This is a genomic window from Psychrobacter sp. PL19 (genome assembly GCF_017875835.1).
GTDB lineage: Bacteria > Pseudomonadota > Gammaproteobacteria > Pseudomonadales > Moraxellaceae > Psychrobacter.
In genome coordinates, this window is sequence record NZ_JAGING010000001.1 from 2,663,167 (window position 1) to 2,680,193 (window position 17,027).

The 17,027-nt window shown below is 43.0% G+C and carries 12 protein-coding genes; all 12 read right to left on the reverse strand.

What is annotated here, in order from left to right:
- Positions 1 to 64: 64 nt before the first annotated feature.
- The gene (gene tadA, locus H4W00_RS10545; RefSeq protein ID WP_209958017.1) at positions 65 to 619 is read right to left on the reverse strand and encodes a tRNA adenosine(34) deaminase TadA; all 555 of its coding nucleotides are present in this window, start codon (positions 617 to 619) and stop codon (positions 65 to 67) included.
- Between the two features lie 112 nt (positions 620 to 731).
- A complete protein-coding gene (locus tag H4W00_RS10550; RefSeq protein WP_209958020.1) occupies positions 732 to 1,487 on the reverse strand; it encodes a uracil-DNA glycosylase in 756 nt (251 codons plus the stop codon).
- 247 nt (positions 1,488 to 1,734) lie between these two features.
- Positions 1,735 to 4,311 carry an ATP-dependent Clp protease ATP-binding subunit ClpA gene (clpA, locus tag H4W00_RS10555; RefSeq protein WP_209958022.1) on the reverse strand — a complete coding sequence of 859 codons (2,577 nt, stop codon included), beginning with the start codon at positions 4,309 to 4,311 and terminating at the stop codon, positions 1,735 to 1,737.
- A 679-nt stretch (positions 4,312 to 4,990) separates the two neighbouring features.
- Positions 4,991 to 5,398 (reverse strand): ATP-dependent Clp protease adaptor ClpS, encoded by a 408-nt coding sequence (locus H4W00_RS10560; protein WP_209958024.1) that lies wholly within the window; start codon positions 5,396 to 5,398, stop codon positions 4,991 to 4,993.
- 235 nt (positions 5,399 to 5,633) lie between these two features.
- Entirely contained in the window at positions 5,634 to 6,524 is an 891-nt protein-coding gene (locus H4W00_RS10565; RefSeq protein WP_209958026.1) for a hypothetical protein, read from the reverse strand.
- 200 nt (positions 6,525 to 6,724) lie between these two features.
- Positions 6,725 to 7,792, reverse strand: a complete 1,068-nt coding sequence (gene argC, locus H4W00_RS10570; protein ID WP_209958028.1) for an N-acetyl-gamma-glutamyl-phosphate reductase — start codon at positions 7,790 to 7,792, stop codon at positions 6,725 to 6,727.
- Between the two features lie 268 nt (positions 7,793 to 8,060).
- On the reverse strand, positions 8,061 to 9,176 hold the full coding sequence (hemE, locus tag H4W00_RS10575; RefSeq protein ID WP_209958030.1) for a uroporphyrinogen decarboxylase: 1,116 nt from the start codon (positions 9,174 to 9,176) through the stop codon (positions 8,061 to 8,063).
- A 212-nt stretch (positions 9,177 to 9,388) separates the two neighbouring features.
- The gene (gene proB, locus H4W00_RS10580) at positions 9,389 to 10,561 is read right to left on the reverse strand and encodes a glutamate 5-kinase (RefSeq protein WP_209958033.1); all 1,173 of its coding nucleotides are present in this window, start codon (positions 10,559 to 10,561) and stop codon (positions 9,389 to 9,391) included.
- A gap of 138 nt (positions 10,562 to 10,699) precedes the next feature.
- Complete coding sequence (gene cgtA / locus H4W00_RS10585; protein WP_209958035.1) at positions 10,700 to 11,953, reverse strand: Obg family GTPase CgtA; 1,254 nt, start codon at positions 11,951 to 11,953, stop codon at positions 10,700 to 10,702.
- A 306-nt stretch (positions 11,954 to 12,259) separates the two neighbouring features.
- Positions 12,260 to 13,705 carry a glyceraldehyde-3-phosphate dehydrogenase gene (locus H4W00_RS10590; RefSeq protein WP_209958038.1) on the reverse strand — a complete coding sequence of 482 codons (1,446 nt, stop codon included), beginning with the start codon at positions 13,703 to 13,705 and terminating at the stop codon, positions 12,260 to 12,262.
- A gap of 378 nt (positions 13,706 to 14,083) precedes the next feature.
- Entirely contained in the window at positions 14,084 to 15,337 is a 1,254-nt protein-coding gene (locus H4W00_RS10595; RefSeq protein ID WP_209958040.1) for a lipocalin family protein, read from the reverse strand.
- 346 nt (positions 15,338 to 15,683) lie between these two features.
- Positions 15,684 to 17,000, reverse strand: a complete 1,317-nt coding sequence (locus H4W00_RS10600) for an NUDIX domain-containing protein (RefSeq protein ID WP_209958042.1) — start codon at positions 16,998 to 17,000, stop codon at positions 15,684 to 15,686.
- Positions 17,001 to 17,027 lie beyond the last annotated feature (27 nt).

Genomic DNA, 17,027 nt, shown 5'->3' on the forward strand with positions numbered 1-17,027 from the left:
GCAATCACTAGCGTTGTGGTTGATATCTTCTTTATCAGTGAATAATAAATATGCTCTGAATAGATTATGTAGGACTGCTTTTATTTTCTTTCGCCAGTTGTCGGCGCTGACGAAAAAAGACTTTGAGCATTTGACTGCTGTGTTCTGCACACAAACCTTGATAAGTCCTAATTTGATGGTTATAAAACGGCTCTGCGGGTAGATTCATCTGGCTACCAACCATACCGGCACGAGGTTCACTGGTGGCATACACTAGCCTATCGACGCGCGCATGAATAAGTGCACCCACACACATAGTGCATGGCTCTAAGGTAACATATAGCGTGGTCTGTAGCGGTAATCGGTAGTTGTTTAAGCGTTGACAAGCGTCTCTTAACGCGACTATCTCGGCATGGGCAGTCGCATCATTACGACCGATTGGCTCATTAAAGCCACTACCAATGACCACCTGATCATGTACTAATACCGCCCCTACCGGCACCTCACCACTGGCAGCTCCTTGCTTTGCCAATGCTAACGCAAATTTCATCCACTGGGCATCTTCAATTGACCAAAAGGTGCTAGCAGTGATTAGCTGATGACCTACTGGTTGGCATGGCTGTAAACTTATAGTCTGCATATAGTTTGTCTACTTTGAAACGAACACAGTGAGCCTGGCTGTGGAAAAATTTTGCAGCCTCTTGAGTTTAGATACCAAATCTGCTTTATTTAGCAGTCACTCTGTTGAGCACTTATTGCGGCAGCTGCCAATCTATGGGAGTTTGACCGTATTGCTTCAAATAATCATTGGTTTTAGAAAACGGCTTTGAACCAAAAAATCCACCGCGATTAGCGGCAAGTGGTGAAGGATGTACAGCGGTTAAGATAAGGTGTTTGTCAGTGTTGATATACTTGCCTTTTTTTTGCGCCTTGCTACCCCACAAAATAAATACAGTATGTTCTGTTTGCTCATTAATAATATCAATAACGGCATCGGTAAACTGCTCCCAACCTTTGTTTTGATGGCTGTTGGGCTCGCCCTCACTCACTGTGAGCGAGCTATTTAATAGCAATACCCCTTGTTGCGCCCAATAAGTCAAATCCCCGTGGGCTGAATAGCTGGTACCAATATCATCGGCCATTTCTTTTAGCACGTTATTGAGTGATGGCGGTTTAGGAATGGTCTTGGGTACCGAAAATGATAGCCCCATTGCTTGCCCTGGACGATGGTAAGGGTCTTGACCTAAAATAACCACTTTAACATGTGCTAAAGGGGTTAGGTTAAAGGCGTTGAACATCAAGGGTGCTGGTGGATAAATACTGTCATTTGACTGGTAGGCCTGCTTTAAAAAAGCACGAAGACTGTCCATATTATCAGAAGTCAACTCATCAGTTAATGCCAGTTTCCAGTCTTCTGGCAGACGCACATTATTTAAAATAGCTTGTTTTTGCTCAACTGTTTTGGTTGCGGTTTTGCTCTCTAGGTGGTCATCATCAAATAATTGCATGGGTATATCGCCTCTTTGTAGTTATTTTATAGCTGGTTCAATGCTTATTAGGGCATCATATTAATAAGATTCTCATTCGATATAGTGATGGTAGCAAAAAAGGATGTCACGTTTCATTATAAAAGTTAATAATCATAATATCATCAGTCAAAAATTAGCGAAAAAAAACGGCTGCCGTAGCAACCGTCTTGTATTTTTACCGCTATCTAGTCCAAAACCAGTCGTCCAACTGATGAGATCACTTCAATTAGCTGGCTAATGATTCAGAGTCTGGACGCGGCTCGTAGGTTTCAACGACCGTCAATATGATTCGACTATCGGCCGAGCCTTTATCGCTTTGTCTATTGCCACCCTGTGCGGTAGCAGCCGTTTTATCGATAGAAATCTGGTTAGAGGTGCTGTCAGATTTGATATCAGAGTCTGACTCTTTCGGCTCCAAGGCAAGATGCACTACCCCACCATTGACTAGGTCACCAAATAAAATCATACCTGCCAACGGCTTTTTAATCTCGTCTTGGATCAAGCGCTGCATCGGACGTGCGCCCATCAGACGGTCATAACCCTTCTCAGCTAAATAGTCACGTACCTCATCATCAATCTCTAAGGTCACTCGCTTATCATCAAGCTGGACTTGTAGCTCGACCAAGAACTTGTCGACCACTGAAATAACGATTGACGTGTCAAGCGGATTGAATTGAATAATCGCATCCAAACGGTTACGAAATTCAGGACTAAATACCCGTTTGAGTGATTCATTGTTATCACGGCTATGATCTTGTTGGGTGAAGCCCATAGAAGAGCGGCTAATACTATCAGCACCAACGTTGGTGGTCATGATAACGACGACTTGTTTGAAACTAGCCACGCGACCATTATTATCAGTCAAGGTGCCATGGTCCATTACTTGTAATAATAAGTTAAAGACATCTGGATGCGCTTTTTCAATCTCATCAAATAACAATACACAATGCGGGTGCTGATTGATTTTTTCAGTGAGCAAGCCACCTTGATCAAAACCAACATAGCCTGGAGGCGCGCCAATCAAGCGTGAGGCAGTATGTGCTTCCATATACTCTGACATATCAAAACGTACCAGCTCAACGCCTAATAAGCTGGCTAGCTGACGTGATACCTCTGTTTTACCAACCCCTGTTGGACCGGCAAACATGAAGGAACCAATTGGTTTTTCTGGCTCTTTAAGACCGGCACGTGACAACTTAATGGCATCGGCTAAGGTCGCGATCGCTTGATCTTGACCAAAGACTAGGCGTTTTAAGTCGCGATCTAGGTGCTCAAGAACACTCTTGTCATCACTTGAAATGGACTTGGGTGGAATACGCGCTAGTTTGGCGACGATAGCTTCAATATCTGCTACGCCAATCTTCATTGGTGGCTTTTTCTTTTTGGGCTTTTGTAAATTATCAGCCTTAGACTTATCCTTGGCTTTAGCAGCGGCGGCTTCATCTTGCATTTCGTTATCGATATCCGTGTCATCAATATCCATAGCGGTTTGCTCGTCAAAATCCTGCTCTAAATCAGCGATAAAGCTGTCTTCAGCATTAATATCGTCCGCATCAGGAATCACACCTAAGCGTTTATACGCACCGGCTTCATCGATAACATCAATAGCTTTATCAGGTAAGAAACGCTCATGTATATGCTTAGATGATAACTGTACTGCGCTAATTAATGCCTCATCAGTATATTCGACATTATGAAACTCTTCATAGCGAGGTTTAAGACCGCGTAAGATATCGATGCTTTCTTCGACACTTGGCTCTTTAACATCAATTTTTTGAAAACGACGTGATAACGCATGGTCTTTTTCAAACACCTGACGATATTCTGTAAATGTGGTTGAACCCACACAGCGTAACTCACCATTGGCAAGGGCTGGCTTGATAAGGTTAGATACGTCCATGTTGCTACTCATGGACGAGCCTGCACCGATAATCATATGAATCTCATCGATAAACAAGATAGCATTGGGTTTATTTTTCAGTGCGTCAAGTAACGCCTTCATGCGTTTTTCAAAGTCACCACGATATTTCGTACCTGCAATCAGGGCACCAATATCAAGACTGTAGATCACACAGCCATTGAGTGGTTTTGGGGCTTTATTATTAATAATTAACCATGCCAAACCTTCAGCAATTGAAGTTTTACCAACGCCGGGTTCACCAACTAATAGCGGGTTATTTTTGCGGCGGCGGCACAAGACTTGTGCGGCACGCTCAATCTCAGGACCACGGCCAATGAGTGGATCAGTCTTACCTTCGGCTGCCCGCTGGTTAAGGTTACTAGCAAATTCTACTAATGGATCTTTACTGGTCTTTTCAGAGGCACTGCGACGCTCGCCAGTCATAGAAGCACGCGGCTCTGATGGTTCATTTTTGTCCTGCCCATGGGATAGATATTGGGTTAGCTCAAGACGGCTAATGCCTTGTTTTTTCAGTAGATAAACCGCATAGGTATCATGTTCTGAAAACATGGACACTAGGATATCTGAGCCTTCAACCAAGCGACCGCCGCCGATAGATTGCACATGGAATATTGCCCGTTGCAAGATACGATCAAAACTTTGGGTTGGCTGTGGTGATTGCTCTAACTCTGCATCTACTGTTGGCGTGTGCTTATTAATATAAGCTTCAAGCTCGGTACGCAGATTTGAGACATTAGCATTACAAGCAGTCAAGGTATTAGCAGCATGCGTGTTTTCCAGCAATGCCAGTAATAAGTGCTCAACAGTGAGGTATTCATGTGATTTTTGGCGCGCAAGCGTCATGGCTAGACGCAAGGAAACTTCAAGATGACGACTTAACATAACGAATTCCTACGGTTATACATATCTTTAGGATTTAATAGCTTAGTGAGTAAATCAGGGCGACAGGTGGATTGTTCAAGTCAGATTACTATGCAGTATTACTAATAATTAACCAGTCATTAGGTAACAATAGTTAATAAGCAACAGTTAATACGAGACGGTTATCATAAAATGGTTTACGTCAGCTTTTCTTTATCTCAACATGATAAGCACATATAGTCAATCAATTAACACGTACTAAAATGTATCAAATAATGCAGCGAACAAGAAGATGACAACGCAACAGAAATAACGATATCTTTAACAGCTAATTCGATGGACAGAAAAGCTAATGGTAAAAACAGCAGTAGAAGAATAGCAATAAAGGCGTTTAAAAGTAGCGACGCTAAACGCTGCTTTTCTTTACTGGTAGCGCATTAGGATATGCGATAGCAGTGGCGAGCATTTAATTCTCTATACAATAATAGATAGGGTTACTTGGGTAAAAAATCAAGGTTGATGCAGAGAGAAAGCAGCAGACTTAGGTATTTTTATGCAGTAGGAGTGACACAAAATCGGGTTAGGAGGAGTCATTTATGAGCGCTATTACAACGATCGGATTGCTGATTTCCCAACTATCTCGTTGAGACCACCCTATCAAAAGACAATTCTAAACGAACAACGAAATGACTGACATTACTTATTCGCCTTGATGGGGCTCGATCTGGGTAAGTAACGGATAGCCCTCACGGTGAGCAAGACTGTTGACTTTTTTTGCTTTAGTCTCAGCAATATCTTTAGGATAAATACCGGCAATACCTTTGCTGCTATTGTGAATCGTTAACATCACTTCAACGGCTGAATCCACAGTATGACGAAATTCTGACTGCAGAATATAAACCACAAACTCCATCGGTGTGTAGTTATCGTTGTACATGACCACCGCGTACATGGGCGGTTTGGCCACTTCTGGTTCCGCCACCATAACGTCGGCTTGTGGTGCCGTTTCACCATCAGGGTCACTATCTTGCGCACGGTGAGCCGGCATATTTGGGAAATGCCAATCAAAAACAACAGGCTTAGCTTGTGATAATATTTTTTTCATCATAACCAAATTATAAAATAAAAGGGAAACTAACAATAAGGGAGAGAGTATCAAGTACAAACATGCTAGGTACAACAGACTGCGAACTGAGTGTTAAAAATGCAACAGTTACTAGACTAAACAGTTACTAGACTAAACAGCTACTAGACTAAACAGCTACTAGACTAAACAGTTACTAGATTAAACGGTTACTAGACTAAATAGTTACTAGCATCAGATAATACTAAGAACTGGACAGTCACTCAGGATCAATAGGGTTTTTGTCTGCTTCTGGTAAATCTAAGAGCGATAATGGCATATTATCAACCATAGCACCAAGCTTCCAATCATACAATTGCTCTACTTCCTGCGCTCCTGACTTCAAGCTGAGCTTAATTTGTAGGGGCTTAAAGCCTGACGGCATGACAAAGCGCCCACGAACACGTTCAATGCCCTGAATATTATAACGCGCTGGCTCTAACGGCACTTCTACCAAACTATTATCATTAAGTAGCGTTAAAGTGATCTGCAAATTTTTTGCTTGTCCATCGCTACCAAGCATACCGATATCGAAACCGTATTCAAAAGCATTTTCAGGTAGAGGTGCAATCTTAGCGCCAAGTACTTGTAACGGCATACCACCTTTTTCACCAATCACATTAGCATATAACTCATTAAGCTGAGCCATTTGTTTATTTTCGATTTCTAGTGCTTGCTGAGCCTGGCGCAGATCATCTAAATTTGACAGACTGATCGTTAGCTCTTGCTTGGCGGTAGCCGCTTGATTGGTCAATATTTTATCACTTAAACGCAATTCTGTGAGCTCTTTAGTCGCCTGCTCACTGTTAATGAAAGCTTGTTTGGTTTCGGTTTGCATGGAATAGTAGCCACGCTGGTAACCCAGCTTATGACCAAACATTAGCCCAACAATAGCGGTCACTAGTACCGCCACGACAAATAACGCTAATACCAAGGTCGACGCACCTTGTTGTTTGCCATTTATATAATTATGGGTCGTATTAGTATTTATTATGTTATCGATACTTTGATAAGAAGACTGTAATCTGCGATCAGAATCGTCTAATACGGAAGCTTGGCACGACAAGGAAGCTACCTGCGAGCGCAAGCGGTGGGCATTCTTAACAAGCATCTAGAGTGTATCTCGTAACAGTAAGAGCGCTGTATTATAACGGAATTTAGAATCAATACCTAGCATCGTAAATAGGAATGACCCAACAGTAAAGGTTCAGTAATAAAGGATCAATGTTAAAATATATGAAGTAACATTCATCCAATACTACTGACTAAAAAAGTTAAAAATCAAATAGCTACAAACAGCTTAAAGATATCTTAAGGAACAATCGGTGCAAAATTTAACCCCAACGTCTCATCAAGCCCAAACATCACATTCATGTTTTGCACCGCCTGTCCTGCTGCACCTTTCACTAAATTATCTTGTACTACCAATACCGTTAACTCAGCGCGGTCATTATCTTGATATACTGCAATGCGTAAGCGATTACTGGCACGCACGCTACGAGTATCCGGATAAATACCGCTTGGCATGATGTCAATAAAAACCTCTGTAGCATAGTCAGTCTCAAACGCTTGCTGCCAGTCTATAGCTTTTCCAGCCTCGGTTAACTCCATGTGAATAGAGCTAAACATACCGCGGATCATCGGTACTAAATGTGGCAAAAAGCGGACTCTCTGAGTAAACTGGCTGTCTAATAACTGGGCAATACCTTGTTCAATTTCTGGCAAGTGACGGTGGCCGGTCACCCCATACGCCTTAAAGTTATCAGTCGTTTCGGCATAGTTAAGGGCAATACTTGCTTGGCGACCAGCGCCTGAGACTCCCGATTTGGCATCAATGACAATACGGGCTTCAATTAAGCGCATGGCTTGTTTATTCTGCGCCTCTATAATAGGCTTTAATCCTAAAATAGCAGTAGTTGGGTAGCAACCAGGATTACCGACCAGCAAAGCATTTGCAAGCTTATCACGATTGATTTCTGGTAGACCATAAACAGCGGTTTTTAACAGTTCTGGACAAGCATGTGGCTGTTGATACCACTGCTCAAACTCAGTTAATGACTGTAAACGAAAGTCAGCGGCCAAATCAATGACTCGAACACCCGCTTGGGTTAGCGCTTGTGCTTGTTTCATAGCAACCCCATGCGGTGTGGCAAAAAACACCACGTCGCAACGTTGTAGTGCGGCAAGCGTATCATCACCTAAGTCACTAAAAACAATGTCGGAAATACCGCGCAAACTTGGAAATATCTCATCAGCACGCGTTCCTGCCTCACTACGCGAAGTCAATAAATCAATGGACACCTCAGGATGTGCAGATAGCAGACGAATGAGCTCGATACCTGTGTAGCCTGTTCCACCGACGATGGCTGCTGAAATCATAAGAAATCCTTGTTTGCTAAATAAACGCTAATATATATAGTCAATGAAAAGTAATATCGATACATAACCTACTGCTGGCATAAGTTTTTCTTGCTTGCTGTGCCTACGCAGACAGAGGCTGCAAAAAGCGTATGCCAGCAGTACCGTCGCGTTTTTGTCGCGTTTTTAAGGTATGTTAACTATATAACACTAAATATCTAAAGCGGTCCAGAATTTTGTCTTAAACCGCTATTTACTTGAATCAAAAAGCGGTTAATTTTATAGATTGTTAAAGCTTATAGTCATGTACCGCATCGATAAATACTTTAGCATTATCAGGGTTAACCCATTGGGTAATACCATGACCTAAGTTTGCCACATAGCCAGTCTTCTCGCCACAAGCGTAAGCTCTATCGAGCATCAACGTCACTTCCGAACGGATAGTTTCCGGTGAGCCATACAGGGTCGCAGGGTCTAAATTACCTTGAACGGCTTTTTTGCGCTGTAATGGTTTATGCTGTGCAGTCAAGACTTGGCGCGCCCGATCAAGCGGCATGGTCCAATCTAGTCCCAATGCATCCGCTTCACTATCTGCTTGAGTCTCTAACCAGAGGCCACCACCTTTGGTGAATAAAACCACTGGAATATCAGGGTGACGTACTTTTAACTCAGCAACGATACGCTTGTTATACGCATGTGAAAATTCAATGAACTGACGATGGCCTAATGCACCACCCCAACTGTCAAATATCTGTAAGATTTGCGCACCAGCGACCACTTGTGCATCTAGATAATCAATCACAGAAATTGCAATTTTATCAAGCAGCTGATGCAAAAACTCAGGGTTGCTATACAAAAAGCCTTTGGTATAACGATAGTCTTTTGAGCTGCCCCCTTCAATCATATAAGTAGCTAGGGTCCAAGGACTACCTGAAAAGCCAAATAGTGGCACTTGTCCGTTTAGTGCGGTACGGATACTGGTCACTGCACGCATAACATAATCGAGTGAGTCATTGACGTCAAGTGTCGGTAGCCGATCAAGATCTGCCTGCGTACGGATAGGATATTTAAACTTAGGACCTTCACCAGTCTCAAAGTACAGACCCAAACCCATAGCATCAGGAATAGTCAGTATGTCACTGAATAAAATCGCTGCATCTAGATCCATACGTCGTAACGGCTGCAATGTCACTTCCGTGGCACGGGCAGTATCTTTGCACAGGCTCATAAAATCGCCTGCTTCCGCGCGGGTGGCTTTATACTCTGGTAAATAACGCCCGGCTTGACGCATCATCCATACTGGCGTGGTATCGACAGTCTCAAAGCGTAGCGCACGCAGCAGTCGGTCATTTTTAAGGGGGGCAAAGTTTTGCTTAGGCAAGTTACTATTGTCTGAGGCGCTCATGTACAAATCTCCAAAATAATGCAATATTCATTATTATCATTGTTAAAAATAAGGATAAATAAGAATAGTAAGTAGGTGAGATAATTTAAAAATTTTTGATTGAGGAGGTAATTGTCATTGTTTGAAGCACATATAGAATTAATGCCATAAAGAATTGTTCTGTTATGGCATTAATAGGCCAGCTATGTATCTGTTAGCCATAGACCACTCTTTTACATAGACAAGGCTAAATTATCACGATGTACCATGACCACGCGCTCTTCATTATTGCCCAAGATTCTATCGAACTGCTCAGTACGTTCACGCGCAACACTGCGCGCATCGGTAGACGAGAAGTTAACTTGGCCAACCGCTAAGCGCTCATTGGTGTCTTGATGAATAATCTCTACTACATCACCTTCATCAAAGTCGCCACGTACTTCTACTACCCCAACTGGTAATAAGCTTCTGTTATGTTTGGTCAGTGCTGTTGCCGCACCAGCATCCACAATCAGGGAACCGGACATCCGTAAATGCGCCGCGATCCACTGTTTACGAGCGATGATTTTGTCCTCATCATTGGTAGTTAGCAATGTACCTACCGCTTCACCTGCCACCACACGAGTGATAACATCTTCGATCGCACCGCTGACAATTACTGTCGGGCAGCCACCCATTGCCGCCAAACGACCAGCACGAATTTTAGTCAACATCCCACCACGGCCTAATTTGCCACCATCACCAGCAATATCAAATAAATAATCAGCCATCGCACGTTCTTGACGAATCATTCTGGCATCGGGATTATCGCGTGGATTGTCAGTAAATACCCCTTCTTGATCAGTTAATATAATGTATAAGTCAGCATTGACCATCGCCGCTGCCATCGCGCCTAAGGTATCATTGTCGCCAAACTTAATTTCATCAATAGTGATGGTATCGTTTTCATTAATTACCGGCAATACACGCCATTCTAATAGCTGAGTCAACGCACTAGTAGTGTTCAAGTAACGGCTACGATTGGACAAGTCATCATGAGTCAACAACAACTGAGAGCTCTGTATCCCATGTTGGATAAGTGCTGACCACCAGGTACCAATCAAGCCCATCTGGCCGATAGAGGCACAGGCTTGTAATGCTGCAAGCTTTTTTGGGCGCTCATCAAGGTTCATGCGTACCACACCTTCAGCGACCGCACCTGATGACACCAACAGCACTTCCACACCCTGATTGTGCAATTCAGCAATCTGGGTTGCCCACTCGTAGATGGCAGTTCGATCCAGCCCTCGACCATTATTAGTTAATAATGATGAGCCGATCTTGACAATAACGCGCTGAATATCAAAGTTACGAGTTTGCTTAATAAACCTTGCTTCTTCGGTGGGTTGTTCCATGTCATCTGCCATAAAAACTCCTATATATTGCAGGGATTGGTTTGAAGAACTTTTTTTATAAATAAAGGGCTGAAAAATTAGTTAAAAGAAGATGCTAGCCAACTGGCTTACATCCTCTTTAAATGAGTCTTTTCTGATAATGAAGATAAATTAAGGGGCGTACACCACTTCAACACCATCATCGTCATCAAAATCATCGTCATCAAAATCGTCGTCAAAACCTTCACTATCAAAGCTATCGTCTTCGGGTAAGTCGGCACCTTCACGTTGCGCTTTGCGAGCAGCACGGTACGCTTCACGTTGTGCTTCAGTATTACGGCGCACTTCTGCCTCTAAACGCTCGAAACGCGCTTTTTGCGCCTCAGCAAATTCCGGTTCTTCTTCTTCACGCTCACGCTCACGCTCAATCTCATTCATTAGATGATATTTCACGGCGTCAGTACCCTCACCCATTAGGGTTGAAGTACGAAATACCATGCCAGTCCAGCCGAGATCAGCGACGATATGATTGCACAGCTCGTCTAACTCTTCTGGATCAATCACCTGATCAATCTTGTTTAGGATTAGAACTTGCGGCAATTTTGCTAATTCTGGCGAAAAACGCTCAAGCTCATTTAAAATAATACGCGCGTTATTGACTGGATCAGAAGCGTCAATAGGCTGTACATCAACGATATGTAGCAAACGACGTGTACGTGCCACATGTTTTAAAAAGCGTATACCAAGACCAGCGCCTTCTGAGGCGCCTTCAATGAGTCCTGGGATATCAGCCATTACAAATGAGCGATGGCGACCAATATCAACCACACCTAGATTTGGCACGATGGTGGTAAAGGGATAATCGGCGACTTTTGGCTTCGCCGCAGAAACTTGACGAATAAAAGTAGACTTGCCAGCATTCGGTAGGCCAATTAGCCCAACATCGGCCACAACTTTTAGCTCAAACTTTAATACTTTAAGCTCGCCTTCAAAACCTGATGTGGCTTTACGTGGTGCTTGGTTGGTCGAGCTTTTGAAATGGGTATTGCCCAAACCACCATCACCACCTTTGGCGATTAGTAATGTCTGGCCGATCTCAATCATATCACCGATAACTTCATCAGTTTCAGTATCGATAATAGTGGTACCGACAGGAACTGGCAAGTAAACAATGTCAGAACCTTTGCCTGCGCAGTTCTTACTATGACCATTTTCACCGCGCATCGCATCATAACGGCGGGTATAACGGTAGTCGACTAAGGTGTTGGTATTGTCATCAGTGATAACATAAACGTCACCACCAGTACCCCCATCACCACCATCAGGACCGCCACGAGGGACGTATTTTTCTCGGCGAAAACTGGCGATACCGTTGCCACCGTCACCCGCTTTTACCGTTACGACAGCTTCATCAATAAATCGCATGTTACGTTCCTTAATTTACAATCTGGTTTACAGCCAGTGACTGTGTTTGTATTCGCTTTATATCCACGTTTGTTTTCGCACGCTTTATGTGGGTGCGTTTACGCTAGCGTAGGGTGATGTCTAAAAATTAATGTTAGCCATTGTTATGGCAACAACACCCGATAACCAATCGGACTATCGGGTGCTGTGTGTAATAGTGATAACTATAATAGCCAGTATAACATTTAAGGACGACATTCGAACCATGCTTATATAGCAATGTCTAACAGTGCCAACTTTTATACTAGAAATCTTATACTAGAGGCTTTATGCTGGAATTTGAGTGTAACTAATACCAGCCATCTGATTCGCTAAGCGCAGTACTTGAGTACTATAGCCCACTTCATTGTCATACCAAATATAGACAATGGCCTGATTGTCAGTGAGGATAGTGGCTTGAGCATCAACCACGCCAACGTGAGTCGTCCCAACAAAGTCAGTCGATACTGCTTCAGTTGAGTCCGTATAAGCAATTTGTGATTGCCACAGATTACTGTTAGATATGTTACGCATAAATTCATTTAGGGCATCAACACTTTGCGGTGCCGTTTTTAGATTCAAGTTTAAAATTGCCAAGCTGACGTTTGGCGTGGGTACACGAATCGCGTTGCCTGTTAGTTTGCCACTCAACTCTGGCAGCGCTTTGCCAGCTGCTTTTGCCGCACCCGTACTGGTAATCACCATATTCAATACGGCACTACGACCACGGCGATCCGCTTTGTGATAATTATCAATCAAATTTTGGTCGTTAGTAAATGAATGAATAGTTTCCACATGACCATTTTTAATACCATACTCATCATTCAATACTTTTAACATGGGCGTAATAGCGTTGGTGGTACAGCTGGCGGCACTAACGATAGGGTCATCACCGATAGTGTCATTATTAACGCCATATACCACGTTCTTAATCTCGCCACCAGCAGGCGCAGTGAGTAGGACCTTATTCACACCTTGAGCTTGCAAATGCTTGCCAAGACCGGCTTCGTCTTTCCAAATACCAGTATTATCAATAATCAAAGCATTATCGATACCATAAGCAGTATAGTCAATTTCGCTTGGGTCATTGGCGTAAATGATTTGTACAAAACGGCCGTTAATAATCATGCCATTGTTGTCATCATCAATACTGATGCCACCTAAAAATCTACCATGAATCGAGTCACGCTCAAGCAATGAGATACGTTTGGCTAAGTCGCCTGCAGCAGCAGGACGTACGACAATCGCTTTTAATTGTAGACCCTTGGCACTTGACGCTTGTGATAACAAGAGACGCGTTACAATACGGCCAATACGACCGAAACCATATAACACCACATCAGTCGCACCGTTAGTAGCCGTTTCATCATTGCTGATAGACTGCAATACGGCCTGTATATCACTGTCATTAGCAATCAGCTGACCCACATCGACTCGCGCTGCTTGAATATTATCGCTAGCCGCCACTGCTTTAACCATCGCTAAAGTATCTGCAATAGCGATCGGCTTAGCACCTTGTTCACGTATTGCCGCTTTTTGATGCAAGGCCAACACTTGACCAACTGAGGTGGTATCAAGCATTTCACCAAACAGGGTGATTTGTACGTCTTGCTCGTTATACAGCTTATTAAGTAGACCAATCAGCTCGATAGCTTGTTGCTCTTGGTTATTATAATTGCTTAAATGCTCTTGATGTAGGTGGCGTAAGGTATCAGCGTTGCTCACGAGAAACATCCTTATGGTCGGTAGAATTTGATATTAATCAAAATAGGGTAATGAAAACAATAACGTATGCAATAGGATAAAGCTAAGAATAAACGAGTCGTTTATTAAAACGAAGTTATAACTACAAGAAGTTATTGCTATTAGTGCGGTTAAATCGCCTACATTTTAGCTCAGAACGCCCTTTTTTGCCAGTGATAACCATTATTAATAGCAGTTACTCTATTCTGTAGATAACTTTGGCAAAAAATTGTAGATTATTAGATATTTATTTAGAAACTCACAAGGCAAAGGCAGCCTATACAGCTGCCTTTGCCTTGTCGAACAGTTTTTTAGCACACCAACCTCTATAATATAGCGCATTGAGATACACCTTATTGCAAAAATAGCTTAAGGAGCTAGATTAATCGTTTGCTTGGTCTGGGTGGTTAGCTTGAATTTTTTTAGATCATAGCCTTGTTGCTGAGCAATCTCACGGTATTTGGCATAAGTCTGCTGGGTAATATTAGGCGAACGCGCCAATAACCATAGATATTTATTATCCGGCGTGCCCACTAAGGCGGTTTGATAATTAGCATCACGAGCTAGCACCCAATAATCGGCACGACCTACCGGCAACCAACGAATCCATGCAGGCAAAAAGGTAACTTTTAGTTTACTACCAGTATTATCAACCACTTTTGCCAGTCCTTCAGCACTAATGGCTGCGCCATCTTTGCCAATGCACTCATTCAGTACGGTAATGCCTGAACCGTCAGTTTTTCCGGTATAAGTGGCGGTCACATCGCGAGCACAGTTGCGCTGAAAGTACATCGGCAAGCGCCCTATCTCATACCAAGTACCCGCATACTGTTCGAGGTCAACACTGTCTACAGTCGTTGGCACCGTTGCAGATTTATGAATGATGGCGCTTGGGGTCACTGCTAATGTCGCAGCCGTAGTGGTCTTATTAGTAGTGGTCTTATTAGTAGTTGCTGTATTCGTTGTGCCAGCTGGGGTTGCTTGCGGTGCGGCATAAGCTGAAAATGCCGCTAACGGTATAATAATCGCTAGTGCAATCGCGGTATGCTTGATCAATCCATTCATAAAGAATCGCTCTGGTATTTCAGTACTAGACATATTAGGGATGACTGTCACTGATGGTGGAATATTGTCGTCTGGCTTAGCATTACTTTGCTTAAAGCTATCCTGTTCTACGCTGTCCTGCTCAGCAAGGTCTCGTTCAAAATCGCTTTGTAGTTTCTCAATGTACGCAGCTGGTAACTGGGTCATAAATGGCGCTACATCAGCAGTTTTATTCATTTTTTTGTAGCCACTGGCAATGCTGGGTTTATCTAGATCGTCGTTTTTTATAGTTGTAATTGTGGTTGTAATTATATTTGTATCTTTAGTCATAATAGACTCTTGTGCCTTTATTAAGCTGTTGTCGAAACACTTATATGCAGAATAGTTATCTTTTGAAGGCCACCCCTCTACATGATAGTGTGAGTCTTCATCGACATCGTTAGCGTCATTACTGGCGCTACCGGTCTGTTTCATTTTATCGCCACTCAGATGACGAGTATTTATGCTAATCTGCTGCGATTGAAAACCAGCTGCCTGCGAGTCAGTCCCTGCTGATTCAGGTAACTTATTGGTTTTCATAGTCGTACCATTGATAGTTGTATAAAAAATTGGATTTGATTGGTTTAATAACAGAGACTCAACTGAATCAATAGGCCATAATTAATTATTAGTGATTTAGTCTCTCCTTAATCTCATATCCTATATTGAGGGTAGTGCTACTATTAAAACAGTGCGGCAGTGTAGGAAAAGGCAACAGTTTGTAAGTAATTCTGTGTCTATTTCATATATTAGTTATATAGTTACTAAACTGTAAAACATGTTGAAAAACAATCATTTGTACTCATGAGTTACATTCTATTATATTCATAGCTCAGCTTCATACTAACCATACAGACCCAAACCCCAGCACTGTATAATTAGTCTTTTATTGCCCTAAGAACTGACGAATACCGGCGACACTTAGCGCACCATGCTGCTCAGCCTGATCAATCATCAGTGGTGACAACCCACCCAAACCAATGACTGGCATATCAGCTAACTGCGCTAATACTGCCCATGCTTCCCATCCCAGTGGCGCGCTATCAGGATGCGTTTTAGTGGCCAATACTGGTGATAAGAAGATACCGATCACGGGTGACAGTTGATTTTGTAAGCGCGTCGCAGCGAGTTGATTGGCAGCATAAATGCTATCCGCATCATGGCAACTTATTATTAATGGCAAAGCTATTAACGGCAATCTGGATAGCTGACCGTCTAAAGAAGATCGACTGCCTTTGGACTGGTCTTTAGAGAAATCGCCTGCAGGAACACTCTTTTTAGAATCATTATCTTGACAGTCATTGTCTATATAGGCATTGAACCACTGCATCACTTCATGATGGGTCAAGTGGCAAGCCATAACCTGCTTAGTGGTGTCAATATGCTTAGAAATTTTGACGTTTTCATTGCTGGTTGCTAATTGTGTTATTTCGAGCGAATTAGGCTGCTGCACTATTTGATGAGCATAATCTTGATGAGCATAATCATAAGTTACGATGCTATGAATATCAGGTCGCAAGCGCATTAGCTGAATCGCAAGTTCCGCATCAGTAGTCCGCTTGGCTTTGGTAAGTGTGTTTTCTAGCTCTGCGGCTTTAGTGCGTATGTATACCCAAGCTCCTTTAGAAATGCGCTGTTGGTGGTAATCAAACCAAGCATTGCTAACATCAGTATATTCGCTAAATGGTGCTAACGGATGCGTAATCGTTATCTGCGCTGGTAGCTGTAGCCATGCCAAAATAGTCCGGTTAGCCGCTGGTAGCGGATAATGGCCTGCCAGTAGTGGGATTTTGTCTACCCAAGTTAATGCTTGACCTTCTAATCCATAGTCGCAGTGTTGATGCTGCTTATACTGCTCTGCTGTCAGCGCCACCTTGTATACCTGCAGACATACTTGCTTATCACCATAATCATGATGCAAACGGCCAAGCTTGACGAGATTGTTGTTCTGAATATCAATACCAGTCTCCTCACCAACCTCACGTACTAAGGCCGCTGACACAGTTTCATGCTCATCTGTCTTACCGCCGGCAAACTCATAGCGGTTGCCTTGGTGCTGTGTAGAACTACGAAACCCAAGTAAGTACTGCTGTTGGTAATGTATCACTGCCACAGCGACAGTGACCCTTGCTTGGGTAGCCACCGTTCTGCCAGCGACCGCCTTATCATCAGTACTAATTTGCTGTTTTGTCTTATTTAACATGACTGTTTCCTAGAAGAGTGCCTGTTA